Consider the following 21,721-nt stretch of genomic DNA (forward strand, 5'->3'; position numbering starts at 1 on the left):
TGTCAGTTGGCCTTCCGGAGGAGTTCGAGTTCTGCTAGGGGGAACCAGTCGAGTATGCGTTGATAGTCGGTGGGTGCGTGTCGGGAGAGTGGTTCAATGAACCTGTAGTCGATGCCGTCGAAAGACCTACCGAACCACTCATAGTCGATGGGGAGAGTGATGTTGTGACGCTCAATGATGTCGAGCACTTCGGATTTAAGCCAGTCAGCTATGGGTGAAACTTTGTGATTGTTAGGTTTCATGATCCCATGCCTAGAGAGCGATGCGCGACGAACGATGCTGTCTGCTGCGCGCACGCCGTCGGCGATCCATGTGTCTGTGGGGAGGTCCAGGTCTTGCTTGATGAGATCCCAGAGTTGGGAGTATTTGACTTCTGGTAGCTGAGCGGCTTCGATGACTGCGAGCCGTTCGGGGGGTTGGAAAACAAAGTTGTTAAGCCATCTGTAGAGGCTTGGGTGTGGGTAGAGGTGGATTTTTTGTCCGAACACGCCTTCGAGGTCATTGATGGTGTCATGAATGAAATCGAGGGTCCGCTTCCCGTCACGGCCTGGGATGTAGTAGAGGTAAGCCATCTCAAAGGGGACGGCTTCTTCTTGGAGCGCGAGCGCGGTTGCGATAGCATCTTTTCCAAGACTCATCGAGACCAAAACGGTGCGGCCCTCTTCTTTGAGACGCTTGCGGATTTCGGTGGAGGGTGGTTGGCCTTTGATTGTGGTAGTCACTGTTACCCCTTGACTGTTGGTGGGGAGTTCACATCTAATTGTATACCTATCTGAGTATACTTGCAAGATTATTTGTCACTTACTTACACAAGTGTGCATATAATCTATAGATGTGAGTCGTAAGGAAACGTTAAACCAACTGCGAGCAGTAGCTCAACAACTAGAGGACCAGCGTGCGTTAGTGAAACTAAGGAACCGTCTCATCCTTGAGGCAAGAGGCGCAGGTGTTTCGTGGAACGACATTGCGCGAGCCGCTGGAATGAGTAGGCAAACCGCTCAGAACATTGGACAAAAGGAACAGAAAAAGTAGCCCCGGGTGTTCCGTCTGGGAACCGGGGGCCGTCCGTGTGGTGTTAGGTTGTTTTCTTGCCGGATAGTTTAAGTTTTTCTACGTCGGCACCGAGTGTTTGGCACCGTTCGAACGCGCGGTTCTGGCTTAGTTCGAACGCTACCCCAAGGTCCTCATCTAAATTTCCGGCACCGATTTGGTGCATCATGCGCAGGCTTTCATACAGTTTTGGGTCATCTGCTTGTGCAACAGCATCCTTGAGGTTTGTATCGTAGTAGGTGAAGGCACTTTGCAGGTTTTTTTGTTCTTCTTTGTATGGCTTGCCTGCGTCTTTTTTATCTAATACGGCCTGTAGTTCGACCTCGACGATGGTTTGTCCGGTTTTGAGTAGTTCGCAGGCTTTTTTGTCGCCTGATGTAGCTGGGCTGCACGCGGCAAGCGTGAAGGAAAGGGCGAGGGCTGAAGTGGTGATAAGCGCAGGTGTGCGTTTCATGCCTTGAGTGTAGCTGCCGCATAGTGCGCTGGTGTGGGAAACGGCCAGTCTGTTGCCCAAGGCCCTTGTGGTGGGGTGCTGGGTGGCTGGCCGTTTGTTGTATGTGGAGACACTTTGTCCCTACGAATGGGGACACTAGCACATTTTTTGCATGAGTGCGTTGATTTCGGCGAGGTCGTATCCGTGCGTGTTGCGGGTGATTTTTCCGCGTTGTGCCCATTTTTTGAGGCGTTCCCTGTTGAGGTCGGGGTAGATGTCGTGGATTTCTGTTGCTGTCAAGATGACGCCGGGTTTGGTGATGATCCTAGCTGCGTCTTTGCGGTAGTTGTTGAGGGTGGTCCAGGTGTGGCCGCGTGGGCATTCGAGGGGGCCTTCTGCGCCGCGTCGGGTTTGTTGTTGAGTGACTGTTTCCATGCAGCCGCGTGTGGGGCATGGGCCGATGGTGCGCGGTGTGTGGCCGGTGAGTCGTGCTGTGCGGGCGTGGAGCAGTGTTAGGTCGTCGGTGAATGATTCCCAGTCTTTCCAGTGTTCAGCCAGCCTTGGGGCAGCATTGGCGAGTGCAAGCAGGGGATGGGACGTGTAGCTGGTGAGGTCGGCGCATTCGGCCCAGGTGGTGGCCCATGCGGTGATTTGTGCGTGGGTGCGCAGGGCTGGTGCGCCTTCGTCGGGTGCGTCGAGGATGGGGGCTAGTAGGTCCCCAAGATCGCGGTGGGTGTGGGGTGTGTGCGTGTTTGGGGTGCCTGCTCTAGGTGATAGGAGAGTGGTGGCGGCGTTGGTGAGTAGGGGTGCCCACTGGTGGAGGTCGTGGAGCATGTGAGCCGCGTTTTTTGGTGAGGTCATTCGCGCATTCTCCTAAAAGGTCGAACGTGTGTTCTATTTTACCGGGGTGTGGGTGTTATTCGTCGTCCCACGTGGGCGAGGGCTCCGGGTTGGCGGTGAAGCCGAGTATTCGTGGGGTGGAGTCGTGGTTGGCGTGTTCGACAAGGGCTTCTGAGCCCGTGGGCTGTGGTTCGATTTCGGGTTCGGTGGTGTTGGGGGTGATGGTGAACCCGAGCGTGAGTTGGAGCTTAATTTTCATGAGGTTGCCTGGGGGTTTGCTGCTGTTGTGAAATGGCGGTGAGCCTGTCGATTTCTTCAAGCAGCACATCAATAAAGCCGTAGGCGTTGTCTTTGAGTTGTTGTTCTGCTTCGAAACGGTCGTAGGCAGTCGTGGTGTTGATGCTGGAAGCTGTGGCGTGTAGGTGTCTAATGAGATCGATGGTGGTCATTTAATGTCCTCCTCTGTCCACACGGGCCCATCGGGTACCCACGTGCTGTCACGATCATCAGCCGGTTGCATCGCGAGGAAAACGGTGTTGTCGTTGATACGGACCGCGTCGTTTCGGCTGGCTAGCCATTCGTCGATCGTCATGTTTGGATTGGTCATGTGTTGGCCTCTCTAAGGAGTGTGTCTGCGTGACATGGTTGGTTTGGTGGGCACCAGCAGGCGAGGTCGTGTCCTTGTAGTGGTGTGAGGTCCATGTTGTGCCATGCGCACGTGTGGCAGCCTGTGTCGTATAGGAAGGCTGCGTGTTCTAGTGCCTGAGTTTTTGTGGCGAAGAATCCTTCCCATGAGAGAAGGCCCCATTCGTTGCATGGGCCTTGTACACACCAGGCGCCGATATGCTCCCGTTCAACGACATGCGGGTTACCCCACTTGGTCCCCCTTCCCACGTACACGGCTTTGTGTGGGTTGCCTTGCCCGCATGTGCAGTCGGGCATCCGCCAGCCTTTGCTGCGTTTGCGTTGGATGCGTTGTGGCATGTTCGCCTTTTCTTAGTGTTCGGGTTACCGGTCTTTGAGGTAGTCGTAGCGGTCTTGGTCGATGATGATGGTTGATTTGTCTAGGTCGATGGATGCGAGGAAGGCGATGAGGCGCATGTATTCGTCGTTGCGGTAGGGGTATTGGGCGTATGCGTGGTGGCCTGTGCCTTCGTACTTGTGGCCGTGTTTGGTGAGGTGTCGTTCGCATGACTTCCTTGTGAGGAAGAACTGTTCTTCGCGGTAGCGTTGGGTGTTTCGTACGGGGATGAGGCTGGCATCGATGCCGTTGTCTCGCGCGTAGCTTCTGAGTTCGGTTAAGGATTTATATTCACCCAAAACGCTTTTTTCTAGGTATAAGCTCTTTTTGAGTTGGTTGAATTCGTGTGGCTGGTTGTCTGCGAATCTTTGTGTGTCGTCGAGTGAGTCGAATTCGATGGGGTCACACTGGCAGTATTCTCCGCATGAGCATGGAAGTCCCATGTTGAGGCCTGTTTCGTCGCATGATGTTTTGTAGATGAGATCTACAGGGTCATGTTCGGCGAGGAGTTGAATGAACTTGTCTGGCGTGTATTCGTCGCAGTCGTCAATGAATACGTACTCGTCTGCTTCTTCTTCGGGGCATGTTTCTTTGGTGTCGTATGCGATGACGTATACGCCGGGTTTGCGTGTCCAGTCGATTTTTGCTCCGTTGTTGATGTCGTCGTTGAGTTCGTTTTGGAACTGTGGGAACCATTCGGGAAGGTTTGTTGTTGTCATGGTGTTGTTCCTTTAGAAGGGTGGGTTGTCGTAGTTGAATGCGTTTTGTTGGGGCTGTTGGGCGGGCTGTTGGGCTGGCTGTGGGTCGTGTCGCCAGGGGTCGTTTTGGGTGCCGCCTGCTGGGGGTTGGTGTTGCACATACCCGGTGTTACCGGTTGGTTGGTTTTCGCGTGGGATTTTTCCGAGGAACCGGGTTGCGATGAGTTCGAGAGCCACGCCTGGTGTGCCGTCTTGGCGGGTGTATTCTTCGCGTTTGAGGGTGCCTGTGACGGTGACTTTGTCGCCTTTTCGTAGGGTGTTGGTGAGGGTTTCGGCTTGGGGTCCCCAGATGACGGCGCGGATCCATAGGTCGGCTCCTTGGTTTTCCCATTGTTGGGTGTTTTCGTTGAAGCGGCGTGGCGTAGCGCCGATGTTGAGGGTTGCGTAGGGTTTGCCGTTTTGGGTGTATTTGAGTTCGGGGTCTTGTCCGAGGTTTCCGGTGGTGGTGGTTGTTGCGCTCATGGTGGTTTCCTTCCAGGTTGTCTGTATGCGTTTTTGAGGGACTTTTAGAGGTGGGATGGTGTGTGGGTACCTTTGGGGTCTGTTTGTGCGTCCTAGCATGGCTGTGGGGCCGGATTCGGGGGTGTGAGCATTGGGGGTGACATCCCGATTGCATGCCATGCGTGTTTCTCGGCTGTCTCACGGTCACTCCCGTCGCCTAGGGCTTTGATCGCCGCGCGCCGCCACGCGACAGCCGCCAAGGGGTCATCCTCCAAGCCGTCAGGCGTGTCCAGCGGGCGTGTTTGGAGAGCTTTATCGATCCGATCCGCCCGTGTTGCACGTTCGGCATCCGTGTCGCCTTGGAGGGCTTGGACGAGGTGACCGACGTGGAGGAACCCGGTGAACGTTGCGAGCCTGTCAGTCGCGGCTTTGAGGTCTTCATCCGTGGCTTCAGGTACGACGTTGGCGATGACGTTGGCCCATTCGCGCCACATTTCCGGTTCCACGGTGACCTGGCGGCGAAGCTCTAAGGCGCGGAGGGTGTTGCGCATTCCGGTTGCGGTAATCACTCGTCGTCACCTGCTTCCAAGAGTCGTTGGTGGGCTTGGTCCCAGGCTTGAGCTTCGGCAATTTCCCGTTCGTACAAGGCCGCTTGGCGTGACTGGTGGGGCTGGGTGTCGCGTTCGGCTTGGAGGCGGAGCTGCTGGTATTTTTCCCGCAGCTTCGGCATTGAGAGCACGTTCGCTCGCCAGAAATCGTTGTTTTCTACCCAGGCGATAGCGGCGTGAATGTCTGCTTCGGGGATGCTGTCGCGGTCGAGCATGAGTCGGGCGGAGGTCTGCCAGGTTTTGGTGATGGTGGGGGTTTTGCCGGTACGCCGGTTGACGCTTTGGGCCATTGACTGGCAGATGCGGTCCACGTCGTCGCGGGCTGGCTTGTCGATCTCGGACACGTTAGAAGCGTTAGCTTCTAACTTCCTCTGTTCCTCTGTTCCCCTGTTCCTCTGTTCCCCTGTTCCTAAGGTGTAATTTGCATGAGGACTCACTGAATACTCAGTGAGTGTCGCGTTTTCCGCATCAGGACGCGGAAAACGTGGCTTTGATGGCCTGTTGATCTTTTGGTGCTTCTCCCACGTGTTGATGTACACGTAAGGCCTGTTTTCGACCCTGTATAACGTGATGAGATTTGATGAAAACAACCGCATGAGTCCTCCATGAACCCTCACTGAGGACTCACTGAGTGTGTCAAACGGGAATAGGCTCGCTCGAATCAATTCCTCCTCACCGCGCCCAACACCGTTGTCGTCGACGTAGGACCACAGGCCGATGAATAGCAGGCGGTCTTCGATAGGAAGGCTTGAAATGTCTGGTGAGGTCCAGAATTCGGGTTTAATTGTCCTGATTCTCATGCCGACGATCCCTCCTGACCGACTGGTTGTTTTCTTGTGGGTTTTTCGGTGACAGGCACCTGTGTGGCACGCGGTTTTCCCACGGGATAGGGGACCATGCACCACACCAGGGACACACATGACCGCGTATACGCGGATACGGCGGCTTCCTCATCAAAACACCACCCCCTGGCGTATCACCGTGACGCGCACGCCCGGTCCCGACGGCTCTCCGAAAGGGTTTGGGGGCTTGCTTGGTGTCGTCTTTGCCCAACGTTTCGACGAATACCAGCCGATAATCCGAGAATCCTCAGCCAGGACCCCACCCTTGCATGCCAGCGCGTCACCAACGGCGCGTTGGAGCTTGTCCAAGTCCGGTTTGACTGCGGGAATATCCTTAAACCTTGAAGTTTTTGGTCGTGGAAGATAAAAGTCGGCAACAACGATCACCGGTTCGTCTAATGGGAACGACCATCCTTCTTTCCCAGCGGCGAGAACAGCGATGTCGCATATTTTATGCCTCCACCCGTTTAGCCGGGGATTGTCGTGCGTGATCCGTGGTTTCCCAGACCGTGTTTTCCCCACATACTTCGTGGACCCCTCAGGTACTGGAACTCCCGGAACAAAGAATTGTATTTGCCCGCTCATGGTTGCTCGTCTTCAACGATTTCCGCGTCCACAACATCCTCGTTTTCTTCGGGGGACGGAAAACTGTTAGCGATCGCCTTGAGTTCATCCAGGACCTTTTCGAGGTCTTGGCTTGGTAAGTCGCGAACAAACGCGGTTTTCCCACTCACGCGTCGTACGAGGGCTTTGACGGCATCGGGTTTGAGTTGGAGGTACTCCACGACCTTGTAAATGGATTCGACCAGGCGTTGACGGTCCTGGTCTTCACCGTCTTGAGCTGGGGCCTGCGGGGTGGAGACGGGAGTGTGCTCCACCTGAGGGTGGTCCGTGTTATGGGGTGGTTGTGACCGGTCCACACTCACAACATTCCCATCCTCATCCACATCAGCCCCCAGCTCCTCAGGCGCGTAAATCAACCCAAATAACGCGTCGGAGGCTCCCTGGCGACACACCTCCGTGATCGCCCGAGACCTCAGCATCTGCATGGGGTACTGCGTCCACGGGCCTTTACGTCCCCACAACCCCGCTTCGGTGGCTTTTTGTGGAGTCCACGTAACCGTGAACATAAAATCAGGATCATCACGACGAATCAGGATCGCAGTCACCCGGTCACCTTCTTCACGGACCCTAAGCGTGTGCCCAGCCCTACGCACCACAGCAGCCATGAGATCAGCCGACATCGTTGCCTTACCGTTAATCACCGCGATACCCTGCAAGGCTTGAATAGGTGGAATCCCCAACGCCGCACCGGTTTCAATCGCGACCAACACATTTGCGGGTTGACGTTGAAAATGCGAAGGAATCAACCCAGACCCAGCAAGAACCTGCGCGTAATTCATCCTCGCTTTAATCGCGTCCGGGGCCATTGACAATACAATCTCGTTGGATGTCATTGTGCATCACCATCAACCAAGGTCGCAGCTTCCAACAAAGCGGCGGATGTGATGAACTCTGCGAGTAGGCGGGTTGATTGGTCTTGCGTTTGGGACACCCGAAGCGAGGGCTTACGCTCAACCAGCGTGTCTTCTAAACCGTCGGGCATTTCCCCGCCAGCATCCTCAACAATCGCCCGTAGATTATCCTTGCCCGTGAACCACTCAGGGAACTCAACCGACGGCCTCCCGTGATGGTCAATACCATGAGCCTCACACCACCTGGCGAAAGCTACCGGGTCAGACACCACAAGCCCCCAACAAACGACGGCTTTGACAAGCTCACGGTCGCAACCGCGTCCCCATCATCAGTGGTTGCGATCAACCGTTCACCTGGGGTCATGGCTGTTTCTGCCAAATAAGTTCTCGCCTGAGACTCTGCTTCCCGTATGCGGTCTTTAATGAGCTTCGCTACGGCCAGCGTCCGCAGAGCCATTGTTGTGTTCGCCCGCGATAAACGCGGTAGCTTTTTATCATTCATTTTCAGGTCCTTTTTCTTGTGGATTGTTTTTCGATACGTGTCTCCCGAGGCTATTAAAACCTCTCGCCCGCGGTGTTAACCCACCCCAAATCCCAAACGGTTCGTCGCTGTCAATCGCCCACTGACGACACTGGATACGCACCGGGCATTGAAGGCAAATCGCGATGGCCTCTAGGGCTTGATGTTTTTCCGCTAGGGTTGGAAACCACCTATCCGAGTCGACATACGTTGCGCACAACGCACGGTCTGTGACCGATGCCGGTGGGAGCTTCGTGAAATTCACCCCTCGCCCCTTCCATTCCTTCTTATTTGTCTGCGTAAAACTCATACAACCAGTCAGGGTTTTCCACGGGCCCATCCTCGTCGAGAATGTCCACAGGGTCGGGCTCCTCGTAATAGAAGCCCTCCCGATACAGGCCGGTCATTTCCGACCACCCCCGCTTTGGTATTGGGCCTGGTTTTCACGCGCGGCAATCGTCAACTCATCCGCCATCACCAACGCCTCCGCGCAGGCAAGCGTCAAAGGGAACACGCCCTTAGGGGTGTGGATTTTGATGCACACCTGATCCTCCAGGTCGCTGTGGATGTTGATGACGTTTTCGCTCCAATAATCAACAATCACCAGTCCGACTCCGTTTCCAATTCGTCACGAACATCGGTGTTCCTAAGCTCCGCCCGCAGGTACTTGGTTTTGTCTTGTATCTCGATGACCCGCCGTCGCATCTGGGAGAGACGATCAGAGAGAAGATTCCCCCGGGGTATTGAATTGTGGGCATCGCCAAGTTCTTCCCGTACCTCGTCAAAGAGAGAAATCGTGTTGTTAACGAAACCCATAGCGTTTCTTATATAGGTCTCGATGCGGGCGACTTCTGCGTCGGTGAGTTCGTTCATCGCTGGTTCTCCTTCGCTTCGACCCAAATCATCCGCGCACCCTGGGCATAGAAAAGCAACGCTGTGATAACCGCTATTCCAAGCGGGACCGCCTCAGCTGACGCGATGAGCCACCCGGCGAGAACAAAAACATATGCGCCAATAGCACGGGCGCTCATGAAACATCGCCCCCTCGTTCAGGCTCCACATTGGGTCGGATCAGCCGATCAACCGCCCCCGAGTGATAGTTTTCGTGGGCACGTGCAAGCTCAATAAAGGCTTTAAGAACCGGGCGACGACGCTCAACTTCTTCACCCAAGGCTTCGGGCCAGTCTTCATCGGAAGAAATGATCTTTTTCAAGTTCTCCAACGTTCCCAACCAGCAGCCGAATTTTAATCTCCAACCCCCTCTAGTGGGGTAGAAAAATACGTCCACGGATGGGGTGGAGTTGACACAAAGGCAGTACCAGTTCGTCCCCGTTAGGTGCGCATAAGCTAAATTCGCGTCTTCCAAGTTCGCGTCTCTCAGGTTCGCATAGCTCAGATTCGCACCTCGCAGATCCGCATAGCGAAGGTCCGCCTTTTGTAGCCTCGCGCCTTGCAGATTTGCTTTGAATAGATATGTATTTTGTAGCTTCACGCCTTGCAGATTTGCGTTGGCCAGGTCTGTATAAGACATATCCGCATAGCGAAGGTCCGCACCGCTCAGTTTCGCACCTCGCAGATCCGCATAGCGAAGGTCCGCATTACTCAGGTCCATGTATCGCAGATCCACATAGCGAAGGTCCACGTTTTGCAAGTCCGGTCGCCCACCATTTTTTCGAGCCAAATTAACTATCTGAAAAACATCCTCCCGATTCACCGCCGTCACCTCTTTTCCCTACGGTGCTTGCCGGTGCCTCTCACGACGACGTGAAACACCCTGTCGTCCCGTCGCCTTTCACCCCGATGCCTAGGCTGGTAATCTTGGTTTTGCATTGGTAACCCTCCTTTGGGTTGTCTGACCCCTACCCGGATGCCCCCAGGTAGGGGTTGGATTTTTAACGGTCCGCGAGCGCGGCCCGCCATTCAGCGGCGGCTTCAGCTGTGATGTACACCCGCTGTTTCCCGCCACTCGTGATCTTGGCTTTCAACGGCGGGTAGTTTTTCGCCGTCCCGTTGATGCATTCCCACACGGTTGTTTTCGAGACCCCGTGCAGGTGGGCGAAGTCATCAACGCCCATCATCAGGGGGCCGTGCATCACGACGACCTGTGCTTGGGCTCTCACTGTGTAACCTCCCTAGTTCTTCTTCGGTTGCTTTCCTCGTCTCGACCGGCCAGTCATATCCGTCGTCGATCTCGCCCGGACTGACCTTGTAAGGGTGGTAGCCTGGTGGCCAGACGTTTGGGGTTTCCCAGCTCTGCCACGCGCCACGCCACGCGGCCCTGTGAGCCTGGCCCTTTGGGGTTCGTGCGTTGTCGATAATCACGCCGCATCACGCCAAAAAATCTTCGGGGTCAAACACGCGATCATCCTCATAATCAGCTCGGACACGCTCTTCAAGAAGCCGAGTTGAACCGTGGAGAATCAACGTCAAATCACGAACCCGATAGTCGTAACGACCGATCCGGACCCTTCGCCAGACAAGGTCATGACCTTTCTCCTCAGACAGATACCCACCCTTCTTGTGGGAATACACCCTGCCGTCAGGAGCAACGAGATACGCGGGGTCATGCGGGAAAGCAACGTGGGTAGTGAGGTCAGGCAGCATCAGTGTCTCCTTCAATATCTGCTGGGGTGATAGTCACGCCGAAATGACGGGCTAAGGCATCAAGGCCCTTAGGGGTAACTCGGATTGTGTGTGCGGCGTGCTCAACGCCGGTGTGCTGGTCACGCCAAGTCGTGGGGCGCAAACGCAGGAGTCCTCGGTCTGAGGCGGTTTGGTAAACCCGCCAGTGGCGGTGGCCTTTGGGCTTGTAAATCCATTTCAACGCTTCGAGGGTGGCGTGCAGGCGGTTTCTCCCGGTCTTGGCCCCAGCACGGTTTAACGCTTGCGCGGCCTGAGTGACGCTGTAGTCGCCCTCAGCGTTGAGGAAGTTGTCGAACTGGCGGGCTTTGGGCGCAAGCTCCACAACTTTCGTTTCTGCTGTGATGGCGCGTTGCTGTGCGGCGGCAAGTGTGGCTTGGGCTTCGATGAGTGCTCGGGCCATGAGTTCAGGTCCGGTGAGTTCGACGAGGGGGTTGCCGTAGGAGCCGGTTTTACGAATCGTGGGGAGAACCTCGTGCGTTACCCAACGCTTGAATGCCTTAGCCTCAGGCTTGCGGCTTCCCAGGATGAGGGAGTAAAGACCGGCCTCGGAAACTGCGTTGAGGTCGTGACCCTCATTTGAAATGAGGGTACGCTCGTCATCGTCCAGACGAGTCATAGCCTGCGACGGGTTCCCGATTTCCAGGATGCGTGCCACATCGGCTGCGACGAACCACGGTTGTCCATCAGCTCCCGTGAGAACTCGGACGCTGCTACCCTTGTAGTTGAAGGGCATCAACTCGTTCATGATTTTCCTTCCCTTTCTGGTCCCGGCTGTAGCCTCAGCCGGGACTGTTGCTTTCTGTCGACTCACGCTGAAGACTTTTCGATGACTGGCGGTTCCGTCAGTAGGACTCCTAGGGGAACGTTGAGCCATTGCGAGATGGTGTCGAGGTCATCGAGATCGAGGGACACTTCCCCAGTCATTCGACGTGAAGCCGAGGATTGTGAGATATTTAGAGTGAATGCGAGATCGTTACTAGTTTTCTTCTGTCGGCTCATCTCGGCCCGGAGAGCACCAGCAGCGACTTGTGCAAGTGGGTTTCTATGACTCATATGGGTTACACTAACTCACATGGGTTAGTTCTGCAAATCATGGGTATTTTGCGCGTGTCGCAGGTAAACTTATCTGCATGGAACACAGACCAACTTCATTGCTCCACAGATGCGTATCCGCCCAAATCAGGGCATTGATGGCGGCTCGTCGCGTCTCCGGAAAATCGCTCGCCGAGCAGATCGGGACCAGTCAGAACTATGTCGCTAAGCGCCTCCGTGATGAAGCAACCTTCACACTGGATGATGTCGAAAAAATCATGACGACTGTTTTCCACAGCCCTCACGTGACCACGGCCGATTTCATTCTTGATGCTTATGAGCGGAACATCAACGACGTTTATACCGACGAGGAGCGGGACGAAGCCGGAAACGGAGGTATCTATCCCCTAGAAACCTATTCCCAGGACACGATCACCCCAACCCTCAAGATGGCGGCGAAACACGACGCGAGGACCCAGGAGCTGCACCACTCCGACGTAGGCGAGGAATCCCAGGTTCCGCCTGATGAATGGTATGACTAAACAAGAAAACGCCCCCACCAATAGGCGGGGGCGTTCCGATGTCCGCAGATGCAAGTGGGGGCCACTACGCTATATCCGTGAAAGCCCCAACCTACATGGACCTCCTCTATCAAGCGCGCCGAGAGCGCGTGGAGGTCGTACGCGCCCATTTAACAGGCGCCGCCGGGTTGTGGGATGCCGAGACAGGGACGATTTATATCGACTCCGCCCTGTCAGACGCAGAAGCCGCGCCCGTTTTGGCTCACGAGCTCATCCACGTGCGACGAGGAGATACCTGCTCCCAGTCCGAGAGAGCGGAGCGGCTGATCGACGAACGAGTGGCCGCTATGTTCGTTGAGGTTGACGGATACGCCTATGCTGAGCAGCTATATCCAGGTGATGCTGTATCTATTGCCGATGAGCTGAGCCTGCCAGCGTGGGTTGTGGAGGCGTTCCAACGCGCCAGGCTGAAAGCCTCTTGAGGTGCTGTGTGATTGTGTGAGGATAGTCATAACTATATTTATCCTCTCACCTTGCAAATAATGAAGTGAGAGGGTATAATTATTTTCAGAAAGGAGGTGATGAAAATGATTGACCAAATCGCGCACCTGCTCGAAGGAACCGGCCTATTCCTCACCGGAATCGCAGCACTAATCACAGCCAGCAAAGCCGGACATAGCAGGAAGCGCAAACGCAAATAAGCGAAACCCCTCCCGACTAAACCAAGTAGCCGGGAGGGGCCTCGCCCCTCACTTTACGACACCCACAGAAAGAGCATCAACTATGAAACGACAACAACAAACAACCTTCTACTACGCGGCGGGCGCGCTTGGCCTATGGGCCGTTAGTCATTACATCCTCCACCCCACAGGCATGGGCCGCCTTGGACTCGCCGTCGGCATCCTTGGTCTCGGGATTGCTGCGCTCGTCTCTGCCGTACGAAAGGACGCGGCATGACGACGCGGTTCCTCTCCCTCCACGGGGTTGCAAATCATCTAGGGCGGGCCTATTCGACGCTACGCACCTACCAGCGCGACGGGCGACTGCCTGACCCTGACGCGATTATCGGTCAGGGTCGGAGCGAAACCTACGGGTGGTTACCTGAAACCATCGACGCGTGGCAGGCTTCGCGTCCCGGTCATGGCGGCCGCCCGAAAAAATATCGGGAATAACCTATATCAGCCCTACGCTTCTAACTGTAAGGATGATGCGACCTTCTCCAACGCCTTGCGGGCCATCTCCTGCGACGCGTGCTGATAACCGCGTGTCGTCATGATATCTGAGTGCCCCATGATGGTTTTGATAATTTCGGGGTCCACGCCCGCGGCTAGGAGCAGCGTTGCTGTGGTGTGGCGAGCCTCGTGGAGGACATAGTATGTGTGGTTCTCCTTGTCGCCGGTTTTCCATACGCCCGCCCGATCTTGAAGGGTTTTCCACGCGTCACGGTCCTCCTTGCCTGACCTTGGCATGTCGAGGTCTCCATCCCGATGCCAGACGAGGCCGAGTGTTGACCGTGGCTGCCCTGCAAGCGCGGTTAGCGCAGACCTCATCCACGGAACTAACGGGATAACACGGTATCCGGCTTTCGTTTTCGGCCTCACCAGGTGGTATGAGCCGATCAGTTGTCGGCACTCATAGTTCCGCGGCTTGATGAAGGTTCCGCGAGCGCGGTCCTCGTAGGGGAGTTCTTGGAGCTGCCATGAGATGTCAATCGTCCCGGCCTCTAGGTCCACGCAATCCCATGTGAGACCGAGGACTTCGCCTTGTCTCATGCCTTGCAGGAGGGCCGCGACCCAGCGCGCGGCTTCCAGATCCGACTCAGCTTTTTGCAGGAGCTTCACCGCGTCCTCGACGGGGATAGCGGTCCGATCGTTCACTGACTTACCCGGGGCGGGCGCTTTGAGTGTGCGTTCCTGGACCTGATGACCTTCAAGTTGGGCGGTTTTGAGGATGCGTTGGAGCAGTTTTTGCGTGGCGGCGGCGTGCGTTGTCGAGCATCCGCCTTCGTCGATCATTTTGTCGGTGAGCAGTCGCAAATCAGCCGGGGAAACGTCGCGTAATTTGCGTCTTCCGAGAACAGGGATGATCCACCGGGTGCATCTGTGAAGTTCGGAGGTGTAGGAGCGTGGCCTGAGGGTTTTTTCTTTCATCGCGAGGTACTGTTCTGCCCATTTTTCAACCGTCATGTTCGCTCGGACGCCTTCGGCTGTGTATTCACCTGCGGCGATTTCCTTGCGTTTGGCAACCAGTTTCTCCCACGCCCTGTCTTTGTCTTTCGAAGAGACAGTGATCCTGCGGCGCTTGCCCTTGGAATTGACTCCGGCTTCGAGGACCCCAACCCACATCCCGTCAGAGGCCCGGAGGTAGAAGGATCCTTCTCCGTGGGTGAGTTCGTATTTTTTTCTGCGTCCCACTGGTCCTCCAAATTTACTGTAGCCATTACTGTAGCCATTTATATGGTATTTTAGCGGTATCGTCAAGACCTAGGAATGGCGGAATTATGCGGAAAACTCACTCCCATGCTACCCTAAACAGCGGACTTTTAATCCGTGGGTTCGGGGTTCGATTCCCCGTGGGCCTACCATAACTTTTCCTTGGTATTTCAACATATTCTCCGTTCTTCTCGGTGTCGCCGCATCATGTTGAACGGCTGTGATTCACAGTGCGGAATGGTCGAAGGGAAACGATGGGTATCGCTCGGACGTCACATGATTCAGGCTCCATCACAGGCAGCACCATCAGCGTGTCGCTCCTCGTCACCCTCGCTCTTCAGAGTGCGATTCCTCCATTTGCAACGGACATGTACACGCCGGCATTCCCGGAGATGACTGAGAATCTCGCCACAACTTCAGCTCTGATCGGGCTGACATTAACAACCTTCTTCCTCGGATTTGGTTCAGGACAGGTCATCGGTGGCGCGCTGTCGGACCAGCTCGGGCGTCGTCGGCCGATGATTGCCGGCGGATTGCTCGCTCTCGTGGGATCGGTGGTGTGTGCGTTTTCTCCGCACATCGCCGTTCTCCTCATTGGCCGCTTCTTCCAAGGTTTCGGAGGGGGATGCGCCGCAGCCGTTGCTCGCGCAGTCCTTGTTGATCTCACCTACGGCCACGTCCTCGCCCGGATGATGTCACTTCTTCAAGCACTCACTGGTTTAGCCCCGATGATTGCCCCAATTGCGGGTGGACTGATCGTCACGTATTGGCCGTGGCGCATGGTGTTCTGGAGTCTCGCGCTGTTCACCCTGGTCATGTCGGCGTGCGCATGGAAGTGGGTTCCCGAGTCCCTTCCTAGCGAGTCTCGGCACACGGGTGGGATCCCCCGGTTCTTCCGAGGTGCGGCTCATGTTCTTCGGACCCGAACTTTTGTTGGCTTCATGCTGACGTCGGTGATGTCGTCGTTTTGCATGTTTGGGTATATCTCCAACGCTACCTACGTCCTCCAGGGTCACCTGGGACTGTCCCCCATTGCCTTTTCGTGGATTTTCGCCGGGAACGCGCTGTTATCGACGCTGCTCGCTCTGGTGAATGTGCGCCTCATCGGACGTTTCGAGCCGCGTCATCTCATTCAATGTGGGCTTATCCTATCCGCAGCCGGGGTGATTATTTTGCTCCTCTCCGTGGCGGTGTGGGGCTTGCCGTTGATTCCCACGTGCATCGGTTTCGCCGTCCTCATGAGCGCCAACGCCTTTATCTTCGGTAATTCATCGGCGCTGTCGCTCGGTGAAGCACGCGAGAACGCTGGGACTGCCTCGGCCGTGCAGGGGCTTCTCCAGTCGTTAGCGAACGGACTGTCGGCTCCTTTGGCAACCGCCGGCGGTGATTCTTCCGCCTGGCCGATGATTCTCGTGATGATCGGTGGCTCAGTGGGAGCATGGTTGGCGTTTTGGCTGATCACCCGTGGCGGGAAAACGTCGCATCCGGCGGCAACGCTTCGCTGATTAACCCGTGATCGTGTGGCGACGCTTCCCTCATTGCCCCGTGATCCGGCGGCGACGCTTCCCCGATTACCCCGTTATTCGCCGCGGGGAGTGAATCTCAGCGCAACGGAATTCATGCAGTACCGCAGGCCCGTGGGCTGGCCGGGTGCATCGTCGAAAACGTGTCCGAGGTGCGACTGGCAGTTGGCGCATCTCACTTCGGTTCGCACCATCCCGTGCGATGTGTCCGTCAGCTCCGTGGTTGCCCCCGGCTTGGATTGGAAGAAACTCGGCCACCCGCACTGAGAGTCGAACTTTGAGGTCGCGTCGAAGAGTTCCGCGCCACAGGCTCCACACAGGTACGTGCCGGGCCGCTCTTCGTTGAGAAGTTCTCCGGTGAACGGGCGTTCTGTTCCCGCCTCGCGCAGGACATGGAACTGCATTGGTGTGAGAAGTTTGCGCCATTCGTCGTCGCTGCGTGTCATTTCGGGGTCTCCTTCGTCGTGATTTTCGGCATGGTCTTCGTCGCTGTGACATCGTCCGTGACCTGCACTGCTGTTGTCGAAGCCACCTCCGCCTGGCCATCGGCACCGATTTTTTCGGAATTGTCGGTCGCTGAACCGCGATCACTGACCTGATCCTTTTCACCGGAAGCATCCCCGGCTGATTCGCGTTCAGCTTCTTCCATGTCACGTCGGATTTCTTCCGCTTGACGTCGAGCCTGCTCAGCCTGACGTTTAGCTGCGGCTTGACGCTCAGCAAGCACTTCCTCGCCCGGCCCAGAGAAAATCTGGGAACGTTCTTCAGCGTCGGGCGATCCGGAGTACAGGCGCTCACCCTTTCCAGCGATCGTCCTCGTCAGGTCGTCTCGTGTCTGCACGGCATCCTTCGGTGTGTCCTGCGGACGAGAGTCCTTCCCGGGTGCGCTCTCCGCCGACATATCCTGTGCGGACTCACCTGTTCCTTCAGTTCGGGGTGTTTCGGGGGACGAGGACGAGGCTGGCGTTCCTCCCGTCGAAGATTCCGCTGTCTGAGGGGCCCCCTCGATGAGTTTCATCAGCGTGGTCTTACTCATGACCACTGTATCTGCCGAATCGGACGTTGACCGCTGGGTCCCTTCGGCAAGATCGCGTCGACGTTCTTCCATTGCTCGACGGCGAGCACGTTTGGATTTGCGGCGGGCAGCAACAAGACGTGCGGCGTGAATGGCGTCCTCGCCCTCGTTCTGATCGGCCGGCCATACCGGGATACCACGTGAATCTCCGGTGTCATCGGCAGGCGGCTCTGTCGTCGACGTTCCTCCCCCGATCGGGTGAAGCGATGTGTGGGAGTCGTCGTCGGCGATATGTGAGAGTTCTTGAGCGAGGGATGCAAGTTTCTCTCGTGATTCGTCTTTTTCGATGGTGATCGTTTCCTGACGCTGGTAGCGCGAGGCGGGGCGTGCCCACGGTTCCTCGTTGACCACCCAGGAGACCAGCTGTTCGCGAATAAAGCAGCGCAGGTCCCACAGGGATCCGGAATCTTTCGCGGATACGAGGATCCGCACGGTGACGGTCATGTGATCTGAATCCGTCATCTGAACAGCCCAGGTTCGCCCATCCCACAGGTCTGTTTCTGTCAGCAGCTGTTCCACTTTCGACCGGATCAGTGTCATCGGTGCCGCCCAGTCCAGTTGGAGCGTCACGGTTCCCAGCTGTCGAGTTTCACGTCTCGTCCAGTTCTCGAACGAGTTCGACGTGAAGTATGTGGATGGCACGATGAGTCGGCGTTCATCCCAGATGCGCACAACAACGTAGCTGAGCGTGATTTCTTCGATCGCACCGGAAGCTCCCGCGGCATCGGCCACGACGACGTCACCAACGCGGATCGCATCGGTAAACGCCAGTTGCAGACCCGCGAATACATTCCCCAGGGTTTGCTGGGCAGCAAGACCGGCGATCACTGAGATCAGGCCCGCAGACGCCAGGAGTGTCGTCATTGCCTGGCGTGCCGCCTCAAATGTCGAGAGGATCGCAACCGCCCCAACAATGACGAAGACCACTTGAATAAGTCGTCGGACAACCTGCGCCTGTGTTTCGAATCGTCGAGCTCGTCCTCCGTCGGTGGCTTGCCGAAGGTTCGCGGCGTCTTGGAAGATCCAGCTGGCCCGGTAGCCGATTGCCGTCAGTCCGGCGATACCTGCGATGAGAATGATATGAGCCATCGTCTCGACGAGGGCGCCGTTCGACCAGTCCGATAGCTTGGTGTTCCGCAGCGCAAGCTGCAACCCAACCCATGCGCCCCACACCATGATCGTCAGGTACAGAGGGGTTCGGATCCGCCTGATCAACGCAAGACCGATGCGCCACTTCCGCACGGCTCGTTTGAGCACGGCAACGAGGATGGTAGCGATAAGGAATCCCACGATGATTCCGCCGACGCTCCACAGAAGCAACGACGCAATGTCGAGGGCATTTTGGACCGTCTCCTCAGCTGCACCTGACTGCGGCATATCCGTTGCGTCTGCACGCACCAGTGTTGCCACTCGTGCGGCGCTCATCGTCGCCATCTTCGCAAGAAACTCCATACGCTTAAGCCTAGGGGGTCTGAGTGGAACCTTCCTGAAAAGCTGTGGGTATTGCCTCGATCTTTCTCATGCATGACTCGTCTGCGATCGGCGGCACAGGTCACGCATCAGCAGCGATCCCAACAGTTTTCCTGTCCACATCGTCAACGGTGAGCAGCCTCACTCTTCATCGTTTTGCATCTGAGCCCATACATTGCATATGCTCTTATCCGTCCTCGGACGCCGGTAAGGCGGCCAAGCACTGGCCCCCATCGTCTAGAGGCCTAGGACACCGCCCTTTCACGGCGGCGACACGGGTTCGAATCCCGTTGGGGGTACGCTCCACGGTTCGGATGTCGAAACGTGGAAATAATTCAATAGGTCTTACCTGTTGTAAGGCCCCGTAGCGCAGTTGGTTAGCGCGCCGCCCTGTCACGGCGGAGGTCGCGGGTTCAAGTCCCGTCGGGGTCGCCGACCAGATCGGTCAGGTCCGGTCAAGGCTCTGTAGCTCAGTTGGTAGAGCGTTCGACTGAAAATCGAAAGGTCACCGGATCGACGCCGGTCGGAGCCACCAGTATCAAACGGCTTGGAATCAACAAAAAGTTGATCCAGGCCGTTTCCGCACATCAAGTGAAAACTCGGCCACGACCGCAGGCCCATAGGTCAATCCGTGTTGGTTTTTATGGCGTTCGTCCTCGTTCCCTGAGCACCCACGGCGCAGGTGTTTTACGCTTTGAGGAACTAAACGCAGGAAGAACACGATTCTTTGCTGATTGTCCTTGATGATCTGCGGGTTCGTTGACTATTCGGCGACGACAGCACGACGGACAACACATGGGAGCAGACGAATGATCGAATTCTCGTCAGTGTCCAAGACCTATCCCACCGGCAATGTCGCGGTCAAAGATTTCTCGTTGACTGTGCCCTCCCACGGCTTCGTCGCCCTCGTCGGCTCCTCGGGATCCGGGAAGACGACCCTCTTACGGATGGTCAACCGCATGGTCGCCCCCACCAGCGGTCGGATCCTCATTGACGAGGACGATGTGGCCTCGCGCGACCCCATCGAATTACGTCGCTCTATCGGGTACGTGTTGCAACAGGGAGGGCTCCTTCCTCACCGGAACATTCTTGACAACATCACCACTGTTCTTCGTCTCAAAGGCACGCCCAAGAAAGCAGCCCGCGAACGCGGAATGGACATGCTTGAACTCGTTGGTTTGGATTCCTCATGCGCCACGCGATACCCGGGTGAGCTGTCCGGCGGGCAGGTTCAACGGGTCGGTGTGGCGCGCGCACTCGCTTCGCAGCCCAACATCATGCTCATGGATGAGCCTTTCGGGGCAGTTGATCCGATTGTCCGTCGTGAACTCCAAGATCAGCTTCTCGCAATTCATCAGCGTCTAGGAACAACAATCCTTTTCGTTACACACGACATTGACGAGGCCTTCCGTTTGGCCGACACCGTCGTCATTTTGTCTTCCGGGGGGAAGATTGAGCAGGCGGATACCCCCGAGCAGATCCTCACTCGACCCGCCAATGACTTCGTTTCACAATTTGTTGGATTGTCCTCAAATGACCGAACAATTACCACGCAGCAGGTCGACAATCAGACTATTGCCTACGACTCGTCGGGCCGACCGCTGGGGGTTGTCCGATGAAGTGGCTGGCGTTGAACTGGCCAATGACGCTTCCACTGCTCGTGCAGCATCTTGCTCTGGCCCTCCCTGCCATTGTCTTCAGCGCGATTATCGCTGTGCCAATCGGACGGCTCGCCCATCGTCACCCTCGGCTCGGTCGTCCCCTGGTATCGGCAACAACGCTGCTGTACGCGATTCCCTCGTTGCCCTTGCTCATCATTGTTCCATCCCTCTTTGGCACCCGGTTGCGCTCGGGCGCAACGATGATTATTGCGCTGACGATCTACGGTGTATCCCTGATGGTTCGGACAGCGGTCGACGCCTTCGCGTCCGTGGATCAGTCCGTCCTCTCAGCGGCAACAGCTCTGGGGTTTTCACGTCGATCACTCCTGTGGAAAGTTGAGCTCCCGCTCGCTCTTTCGGTGATGATTTCCGGTTTGAGAGTTGTTGCCATGTCAACGATCGGACTGGTGACCATTGGTTCACTCGTGGGGATTCACAGCCTCGGCTCTCTCCTGACCGATGGGTTCCAACGCGGGATCCTCGCAGAGGTGCTCACCGGGATCGTCCTGACCGTGCTCCTGGCGTTCGTCGTTGACGGCATCCTCGTTCTCATTGGCAAAGTTCTCACGCCGTGGGCACAGACGGGAGGGGCGCGATGAATCTCCTCGTTGATGCGTGGGGCTGGCTCATTGATCCGCAGCACTGGGTTGGTGACTCGTCCATTCCCCTGCGACTCGCTGAACACATTGCCGTGAGCTTCGCAGCCATTGTCATTGCTTCCGTCGTGGCGATTCCACTGGGTATTCTCATTGGACATACCAAACGTGGGGGCTCAGTGATCGGGGCGATGACGGGTGCCGCCCGGGCACTGCCCACTCTCGGTCTGCTCACCTTGGTCGGCCTGTGGCTGGGAATCGGTGTTGGTGCTCCACTTGTTGCGCTTGTGGTTCTCGCGATTCCCTCCGTTCTTGCCGGTGCCTACTCCGGGGTTGAGTCCGTTGACCATTCAACTGTTCAGGCCGCGCAAGCAATGGGATTCACTCCCCTGCAAGTTGTCGCTCGCGTTGAAATTCCACTGGCCAGTCCCTTGATCATCGGTGGACTCCGTAACGCAACGGTTCAAGTTATCGCAACAACGACGCTGGCCGCGTACACCGCCAACCTCGGCCTCGGGCGCTATCTTTTCGCTGGCCTGAAGACCCGGGACTATTCCCAGATGCTTGCCGGATCACTCCTGGTGACCGCACTTGCCATCATTGCGGAGATCGTGTTCTCCCAGCTTCAACGACTCGGCGAACGCAGGGCTCACCCTCGTACACCCACGAAGGACCTCAGCAGGGGCCATTCAATTGACGAGGACGCCCCAGCCATCACTGATCACATGCAGGCAGAGACGCAACCCCCGCGGGCGGGCACCCCTACACCGGCATGAAAGT

General features: G+C 56.6%; 36 protein-coding genes and 3 tRNA genes. 12 read left to right on the top strand and 27 right to left on the bottom strand.

What is annotated here, in order from left to right:
* Window positions 1-2: 2 nt before the first annotated feature.
* Window positions 3-722, bottom strand: a complete 720-nt coding sequence (locus G7Y41_RS08825; RefSeq protein WP_165315642.1) for an adenine nucleotide alpha hydrolase family protein — start codon at window positions 720-722, stop codon at window positions 3-5.
* 181 nt (window positions 723-903) lie between these two features.
* Here G7Y41_RS08825 and G7Y41_RS10170 point away from each other — a divergent pair, with 181 nt between their 5' ends.
* The gene (locus G7Y41_RS10170; protein WP_269207952.1) at window positions 904-1,032 is read left to right on the top strand and encodes a hypothetical protein; all 129 of its coding nucleotides are present in this window, start codon (window positions 904-906) and stop codon (window positions 1,030-1,032) included.
* A 43-nt stretch (window positions 1,033-1,075) separates the two neighbouring features.
* On the opposite strand, the gene G7Y41_RS08830 is transcribed toward G7Y41_RS10170, so the two are convergent.
* The 23 genes from G7Y41_RS08830 to G7Y41_RS08940 form a co-directional block, all read right to left on the bottom strand.
* Entirely contained in the window at window positions 1,076-1,504 is a 429-nt protein-coding gene (locus tag G7Y41_RS08830; protein ID WP_165315643.1) for a hypothetical protein, read from the bottom strand.
* A gap of 135 nt (window positions 1,505-1,639) precedes the next feature.
* Window positions 1,640-2,344: a hypothetical protein gene (locus tag G7Y41_RS08835; protein ID WP_165315644.1), complete on the bottom strand. Its 705-nt coding sequence runs from the start codon at window positions 2,342-2,344 to the stop codon at window positions 1,640-1,642.
* Between the two features lie 55 nt (window positions 2,345-2,399).
* The gene (locus G7Y41_RS08840) at window positions 2,400-2,582 is read right to left on the bottom strand and encodes a hypothetical protein (RefSeq protein ID WP_165315645.1); all 183 of its coding nucleotides are present in this window, start codon (window positions 2,580-2,582) and stop codon (window positions 2,400-2,402) included.
* Entirely contained in the window at window positions 2,572-2,772 is a 201-nt protein-coding gene (locus G7Y41_RS08845) for a hypothetical protein (RefSeq protein ID WP_165315646.1), read from the bottom strand. Before G7Y41_RS08845 ends, G7Y41_RS08840 begins: the two co-directional genes overlap by 11 nt.
* Window positions 2,769-2,930 carry a hypothetical protein gene (locus G7Y41_RS08850; RefSeq protein WP_165315647.1) on the bottom strand — a complete coding sequence of 54 codons (162 nt, stop codon included), beginning with the start codon at window positions 2,928-2,930 and terminating at the stop codon, window positions 2,769-2,771. The genes G7Y41_RS08845 and G7Y41_RS08850 overlap by 4 nt, the downstream gene beginning before the upstream one ends.
* Window positions 2,927-3,307: a DUF4326 domain-containing protein gene (locus G7Y41_RS10280; protein WP_165315648.1), complete on the bottom strand. Its 381-nt coding sequence runs from the start codon at window positions 3,305-3,307 to the stop codon at window positions 2,927-2,929. Before G7Y41_RS10280 ends, G7Y41_RS08850 begins: the two co-directional genes overlap by 4 nt.
* A 24-nt stretch (window positions 3,308-3,331) precedes the next feature.
* On the bottom strand, window positions 3,332-4,063 hold the full coding sequence (locus G7Y41_RS08860; protein ID WP_165315649.1) for a hypothetical protein: 732 nt from the start codon (window positions 4,061-4,063) through the stop codon (window positions 3,332-3,334).
* A gap of 12 nt (window positions 4,064-4,075) precedes the next feature.
* Complete coding sequence (locus G7Y41_RS08865; protein ID WP_165315650.1) at window positions 4,076-4,564, bottom strand: single-stranded DNA-binding protein; 489 nt, start codon at window positions 4,562-4,564, stop codon at window positions 4,076-4,078.
* A gap of 92 nt (window positions 4,565-4,656) precedes the next feature.
* A complete protein-coding gene (locus G7Y41_RS08870; RefSeq protein WP_165315651.1) occupies window positions 4,657-5,112 on the bottom strand; it encodes a hypothetical protein in 456 nt (151 codons plus the stop codon).
* Window positions 5,109-5,951: a phage replication protein O gene (locus tag G7Y41_RS08875; RefSeq protein WP_196819496.1), complete on the bottom strand. Its 843-nt coding sequence runs from the start codon at window positions 5,949-5,951 to the stop codon at window positions 5,109-5,111. The genes G7Y41_RS08870 and G7Y41_RS08875 overlap by 4 nt, the downstream gene beginning before the upstream one ends.
* 153 nt (window positions 5,952-6,104) lie before the next feature.
* A complete protein-coding gene (locus G7Y41_RS08880) occupies window positions 6,105-6,578 on the bottom strand; it encodes a RusA family crossover junction endodeoxyribonuclease (protein ID WP_165315653.1) in 474 nt (157 codons plus the stop codon).
* Window positions 6,575-7,450 carry a hypothetical protein gene (locus G7Y41_RS08885; RefSeq protein WP_196819497.1) on the bottom strand — a complete coding sequence of 292 codons (876 nt, stop codon included), beginning with the start codon at window positions 7,448-7,450 and terminating at the stop codon, window positions 6,575-6,577. The genes G7Y41_RS08880 and G7Y41_RS08885 overlap by 4 nt, the downstream gene beginning before the upstream one ends.
* A complete protein-coding gene (locus G7Y41_RS08890; RefSeq protein WP_196819498.1) occupies window positions 7,447-7,737 on the bottom strand; it encodes a hypothetical protein in 291 nt (96 codons plus the stop codon). The genes G7Y41_RS08885 and G7Y41_RS08890 overlap by 4 nt, the downstream gene beginning before the upstream one ends.
* Complete coding sequence (locus G7Y41_RS08895) at window positions 7,722-7,970, bottom strand: hypothetical protein (RefSeq protein ID WP_196819499.1); 249 nt, start codon at window positions 7,968-7,970, stop codon at window positions 7,722-7,724. Before G7Y41_RS08895 ends, G7Y41_RS08890 begins: the two co-directional genes overlap by 16 nt.
* Window positions 7,963-8,328, bottom strand: coding sequence for a WhiB family transcriptional regulator (locus tag G7Y41_RS10285; protein ID WP_442984229.1), 366 nt, complete (start codon window positions 8,326-8,328; stop codon window positions 7,963-7,965). Before G7Y41_RS10285 ends, G7Y41_RS08895 begins: the two co-directional genes overlap by 8 nt.
* Before the next feature lie 63 nt (window positions 8,329-8,391).
* Window positions 8,392-8,592, bottom strand: coding sequence for a hypothetical protein (locus tag G7Y41_RS08905; RefSeq protein ID WP_165316464.1), 201 nt, complete (start codon window positions 8,590-8,592; stop codon window positions 8,392-8,394).
* The gene (locus G7Y41_RS08910; protein ID WP_165316465.1) at window positions 8,589-8,861 is read right to left on the bottom strand and encodes a hypothetical protein; all 273 of its coding nucleotides are present in this window, start codon (window positions 8,859-8,861) and stop codon (window positions 8,589-8,591) included. Before G7Y41_RS08910 ends, G7Y41_RS08905 begins: the two co-directional genes overlap by 4 nt.
* Entirely contained in the window at window positions 8,858-9,019 is a 162-nt protein-coding gene (locus G7Y41_RS08915) for a hypothetical protein (protein WP_165316467.1), read from the bottom strand. Before G7Y41_RS08915 ends, G7Y41_RS08910 begins: the two co-directional genes overlap by 4 nt.
* On the bottom strand, window positions 9,016-9,711 hold the full coding sequence (locus G7Y41_RS08920; RefSeq protein ID WP_165316468.1) for a pentapeptide repeat-containing protein: 696 nt from the start codon (window positions 9,709-9,711) through the stop codon (window positions 9,016-9,018). The genes G7Y41_RS08915 and G7Y41_RS08920 overlap by 4 nt, the downstream gene beginning before the upstream one ends.
* Window positions 9,712-9,880: 169 nt before the next feature.
* A complete protein-coding gene (locus G7Y41_RS08925) occupies window positions 9,881-10,108 on the bottom strand; it encodes a hypothetical protein (protein WP_165316469.1) in 228 nt (75 codons plus the stop codon).
* A gap of 208 nt (window positions 10,109-10,316) precedes the next feature.
* A complete protein-coding gene (locus G7Y41_RS08930) occupies window positions 10,317-10,592 on the bottom strand; it encodes a hypothetical protein (RefSeq protein WP_196819482.1) in 276 nt (91 codons plus the stop codon).
* Window positions 10,582-11,376 (bottom strand): phage antirepressor, encoded by a 795-nt coding sequence (locus tag G7Y41_RS08935; protein WP_196819500.1) that lies wholly within the window; start codon window positions 11,374-11,376, stop codon window positions 10,582-10,584. The genes G7Y41_RS08930 and G7Y41_RS08935 overlap by 11 nt, the downstream gene beginning before the upstream one ends.
* A 62-nt stretch (window positions 11,377-11,438) precedes the next feature.
* A complete protein-coding gene (locus G7Y41_RS08940) occupies window positions 11,439-11,684 on the bottom strand; it encodes a helix-turn-helix domain-containing protein (protein ID WP_165316327.1) in 246 nt (81 codons plus the stop codon).
* Window positions 11,685-11,761: 77 nt separating this feature from the next.
* On the opposite strand from G7Y41_RS08940, the gene G7Y41_RS08945 reads away from it, so the two are divergent.
* The 4 genes from G7Y41_RS08945 (at window position 11,762) to G7Y41_RS08960 (ending at window position 13,356) form a co-directional block, all read left to right on the top strand.
* Window positions 11,762-12,205 carry a helix-turn-helix domain-containing protein gene (locus tag G7Y41_RS08945; protein WP_196819501.1) on the top strand — a complete coding sequence of 148 codons (444 nt, stop codon included), beginning with the start codon at window positions 11,762-11,764 and terminating at the stop codon, window positions 12,203-12,205.
* 77 nt (window positions 12,206-12,282) lie between these two features.
* A complete protein-coding gene (locus tag G7Y41_RS08950) occupies window positions 12,283-12,666 on the top strand; it encodes a hypothetical protein (RefSeq protein WP_165316329.1) in 384 nt (127 codons plus the stop codon).
* 301 nt (window positions 12,667-12,967) lie between these two features.
* The gene (locus G7Y41_RS08955; protein ID WP_165316330.1) at window positions 12,968-13,141 is read left to right on the top strand and encodes a hypothetical protein; all 174 of its coding nucleotides are present in this window, start codon (window positions 12,968-12,970) and stop codon (window positions 13,139-13,141) included.
* Window positions 13,138-13,356, top strand: coding sequence for a helix-turn-helix transcriptional regulator (locus G7Y41_RS08960; protein WP_165316331.1), 219 nt, complete (start codon window positions 13,138-13,140; stop codon window positions 13,354-13,356). Before G7Y41_RS08955 ends, G7Y41_RS08960 begins: the two co-directional genes overlap by 4 nt.
* Before the next feature lie 12 nt (window positions 13,357-13,368).
* Here the strand turns inward: G7Y41_RS08960 and G7Y41_RS08965 are convergent, their stop codons facing one another.
* Window positions 13,369-14,598 carry a tyrosine-type recombinase/integrase gene (locus tag G7Y41_RS08965; protein WP_165316332.1) on the bottom strand — a complete coding sequence of 410 codons (1,230 nt, stop codon included), beginning with the start codon at window positions 14,596-14,598 and terminating at the stop codon, window positions 13,369-13,371.
* Window positions 14,599-14,870: 272 nt separating this feature from the next.
* On the opposite strand from G7Y41_RS08965, the gene G7Y41_RS08970 reads away from it, so the two are divergent.
* Window positions 14,871-16,121 carry a multidrug effflux MFS transporter gene (locus tag G7Y41_RS08970; RefSeq protein ID WP_165316333.1) on the top strand — a complete coding sequence of 417 codons (1,251 nt, stop codon included), beginning with the start codon at window positions 14,871-14,873 and terminating at the stop codon, window positions 16,119-16,121.
* A gap of 74 nt (window positions 16,122-16,195) precedes the next feature.
* Here G7Y41_RS08970 and msrB read toward each other — a convergent pair whose 3' ends face one another.
* On the bottom strand, window positions 16,196-16,585 hold the full coding sequence (gene msrB, locus G7Y41_RS08975; RefSeq protein WP_165216643.1) for a peptide-methionine (R)-S-oxide reductase MsrB: 390 nt from the start codon (window positions 16,583-16,585) through the stop codon (window positions 16,196-16,198).
* Window positions 16,582-18,666: a mechanosensitive ion channel domain-containing protein gene (locus G7Y41_RS08980; protein WP_231367282.1), complete on the bottom strand. Its 2,085-nt coding sequence runs from the start codon at window positions 18,664-18,666 to the stop codon at window positions 16,582-16,584. The genes msrB and G7Y41_RS08980 overlap by 4 nt, the downstream gene beginning before the upstream one ends.
* A gap of 244 nt (window positions 18,667-18,910) precedes the next feature.
* Between G7Y41_RS08980 and G7Y41_RS08985 the strand changes: the two genes are divergently transcribed.
* The 6 genes from G7Y41_RS08985 (at window position 18,911) to G7Y41_RS09010 (ending at window position 21,717) form a co-directional block, all read left to right on the top strand.
* Window positions 18,911-18,983: transfer RNA gene (locus G7Y41_RS08985), tRNA-Glu, on the top strand.
* A gap of 59 nt (window positions 18,984-19,042) precedes the next feature.
* Window positions 19,043-19,116 (top strand) — tRNA-Asp (locus tag G7Y41_RS08990).
* 27 nt (window positions 19,117-19,143) lie between these two features.
* Window positions 19,144-19,219, top strand: a tRNA-Phe gene (locus G7Y41_RS08995).
* A gap of 274 nt (window positions 19,220-19,493) precedes the next feature.
* A complete protein-coding gene (locus G7Y41_RS09000; RefSeq protein WP_165316334.1) occupies window positions 19,494-20,303 on the top strand; it encodes an ABC transporter ATP-binding protein in 810 nt (269 codons plus the stop codon).
* The gene (locus G7Y41_RS09005) at window positions 20,300-20,944 is read left to right on the top strand and encodes an ABC transporter permease (RefSeq protein WP_165216651.1); all 645 of its coding nucleotides are present in this window, start codon (window positions 20,300-20,302) and stop codon (window positions 20,942-20,944) included. The genes G7Y41_RS09000 and G7Y41_RS09005 overlap by 4 nt, the downstream gene beginning before the upstream one ends.
* The gene (locus G7Y41_RS09010; RefSeq protein WP_165316335.1) at window positions 20,941-21,717 is read left to right on the top strand and encodes an ABC transporter permease; all 777 of its coding nucleotides are present in this window, start codon (window positions 20,941-20,943) and stop codon (window positions 21,715-21,717) included. Before G7Y41_RS09005 ends, G7Y41_RS09010 begins: the two co-directional genes overlap by 4 nt.
* Window positions 21,718-21,721 lie beyond the last annotated feature (4 nt).

This window comes from Schaalia sp. ZJ405 (assembly GCF_011038885.2).
Lineage (GTDB): Bacteria > Actinomycetota > Actinomycetes > Actinomycetales > Actinomycetaceae > Pauljensenia.

Excerpts from the sequence above, each read along its gene's own strand:
- G7Y41_RS08835 (WP_165315644.1), bottom strand. The coding sequence starts at position 2,344 with ATGACCTCACCAAAAAACGCGGCTCACATGCTCCACGACCTCCACCAG.
- G7Y41_RS08980 (WP_231367282.1), bottom strand. The coding sequence starts at position 18,666 with ATGGAGTTTCTTGCGAAGATGGCGACGATGAGCGCCGCACGAGTGGCA.
- G7Y41_RS08915 (WP_165316467.1), bottom strand. The coding sequence starts at position 9,019 with ATGAGCGCCCGTGCTATTGGCGCATATGTTTTTGTTCTCGCCGGGTGG.
- G7Y41_RS08935 (WP_196819500.1), bottom strand. The coding sequence starts at position 11,376 with ATGAACGAGTTGATGCCCTTCAACTACAAGGGTAGCAGCGTCCGAGTT.
- G7Y41_RS08875 (WP_196819496.1), bottom strand. The coding sequence starts at position 5,951 with ATGAGAATCAGGACAATTAAACCCGAATTCTGGACCTCACCAGACATT.
- G7Y41_RS10285 (WP_442984229.1), bottom strand. The coding sequence starts at position 8,328 with ATGGGCCCGTGGAAAACCCTGACTGGTTGTATGAGTTTTACGCAGACA.
- G7Y41_RS08845 (WP_165315646.1), bottom strand. The coding sequence starts at position 2,772 with ATGACCACCATCGATCTCATTAGACACCTACACGCCACAGCTTCCAGC.
- G7Y41_RS08895 (WP_196819499.1), bottom strand. The coding sequence starts at position 7,970 with ATGAATGATAAAAAGCTACCGCGTTTATCGCGGGCGAACACAACAATG.
- G7Y41_RS09005 (WP_165216651.1), top strand. The coding sequence starts at position 20,300 with ATGAAGTGGCTGGCGTTGAACTGGCCAATGACGCTTCCACTGCTCGTG.
- G7Y41_RS08940 (WP_165316327.1), bottom strand. The coding sequence starts at position 11,684 with ATGAGTCATAGAAACCCACTTGCACAAGTCGCTGCTGGTGCTCTCCGG.
- G7Y41_RS08880 (WP_165315653.1), bottom strand. The coding sequence starts at position 6,578 with ATGAGCGGGCAAATACAATTCTTTGTTCCGGGAGTTCCAGTACCTGAG.
- G7Y41_RS08840 (WP_165315645.1), bottom strand. The coding sequence starts at position 2,582 with ATGAAAATTAAGCTCCAACTCACGCTCGGGTTCACCATCACCCCCAAC.
- G7Y41_RS08945 (WP_196819501.1), top strand. The coding sequence starts at position 11,762 with ATGGAACACAGACCAACTTCATTGCTCCACAGATGCGTATCCGCCCAA.
- G7Y41_RS08865 (WP_165315650.1), bottom strand. The coding sequence starts at position 4,564 with ATGAGCGCAACAACCACCACCACCGGAAACCTCGGACAAGACCCCGAA.
- G7Y41_RS09010 (WP_165316335.1), top strand. The coding sequence starts at position 20,941 with ATGAATCTCCTCGTTGATGCGTGGGGCTGGCTCATTGATCCGCAGCAC.
- G7Y41_RS08830 (WP_165315643.1), bottom strand. The coding sequence starts at position 1,504 with ATGAAACGCACACCTGCGCTTATCACCACTTCAGCCCTCGCCCTTTCC.
- G7Y41_RS08910 (WP_165316465.1), bottom strand. The coding sequence starts at position 8,861 with ATGAACGAACTCACCGACGCAGAAGTCGCCCGCATCGAGACCTATATA.
- G7Y41_RS08850 (WP_165315647.1), bottom strand. The coding sequence starts at position 2,930 with ATGACCAATCCAAACATGACGATCGACGAATGGCTAGCCAGCCGAAAC.
- G7Y41_RS08970 (WP_165316333.1), top strand. The coding sequence starts at position 14,871 with ATGGGTATCGCTCGGACGTCACATGATTCAGGCTCCATCACAGGCAGC.
- G7Y41_RS08930 (WP_196819482.1), bottom strand. The coding sequence starts at position 10,592 with ATGCTGCCTGACCTCACTACCCACGTTGCTTTCCCGCATGACCCCGCG.
- msrB (WP_165216643.1), bottom strand. The coding sequence starts at position 16,585 with ATGACACGCAGCGACGACGAATGGCGCAAACTTCTCACACCAATGCAG.
- G7Y41_RS08960 (WP_165316331.1), top strand. The coding sequence starts at position 13,138 with ATGACGACGCGGTTCCTCTCCCTCCACGGGGTTGCAAATCATCTAGGG.
- G7Y41_RS08955 (WP_165316330.1), top strand. The coding sequence starts at position 12,968 with ATGAAACGACAACAACAAACAACCTTCTACTACGCGGCGGGCGCGCTT.
- G7Y41_RS08885 (WP_196819497.1), bottom strand. The coding sequence starts at position 7,450 with ATGACATCCAACGAGATTGTATTGTCAATGGCCCCGGACGCGATTAAA.
- G7Y41_RS08860 (WP_165315649.1), bottom strand. The coding sequence starts at position 4,063 with ATGACAACAACAAACCTTCCCGAATGGTTCCCACAGTTCCAAAACGAA.
- G7Y41_RS09000 (WP_165316334.1), top strand. The coding sequence starts at position 19,494 with ATGATCGAATTCTCGTCAGTGTCCAAGACCTATCCCACCGGCAATGTC.
- G7Y41_RS10280 (WP_165315648.1), bottom strand. The coding sequence starts at position 3,307 with ATGCCACAACGCATCCAACGCAAACGCAGCAAAGGCTGGCGGATGCCC.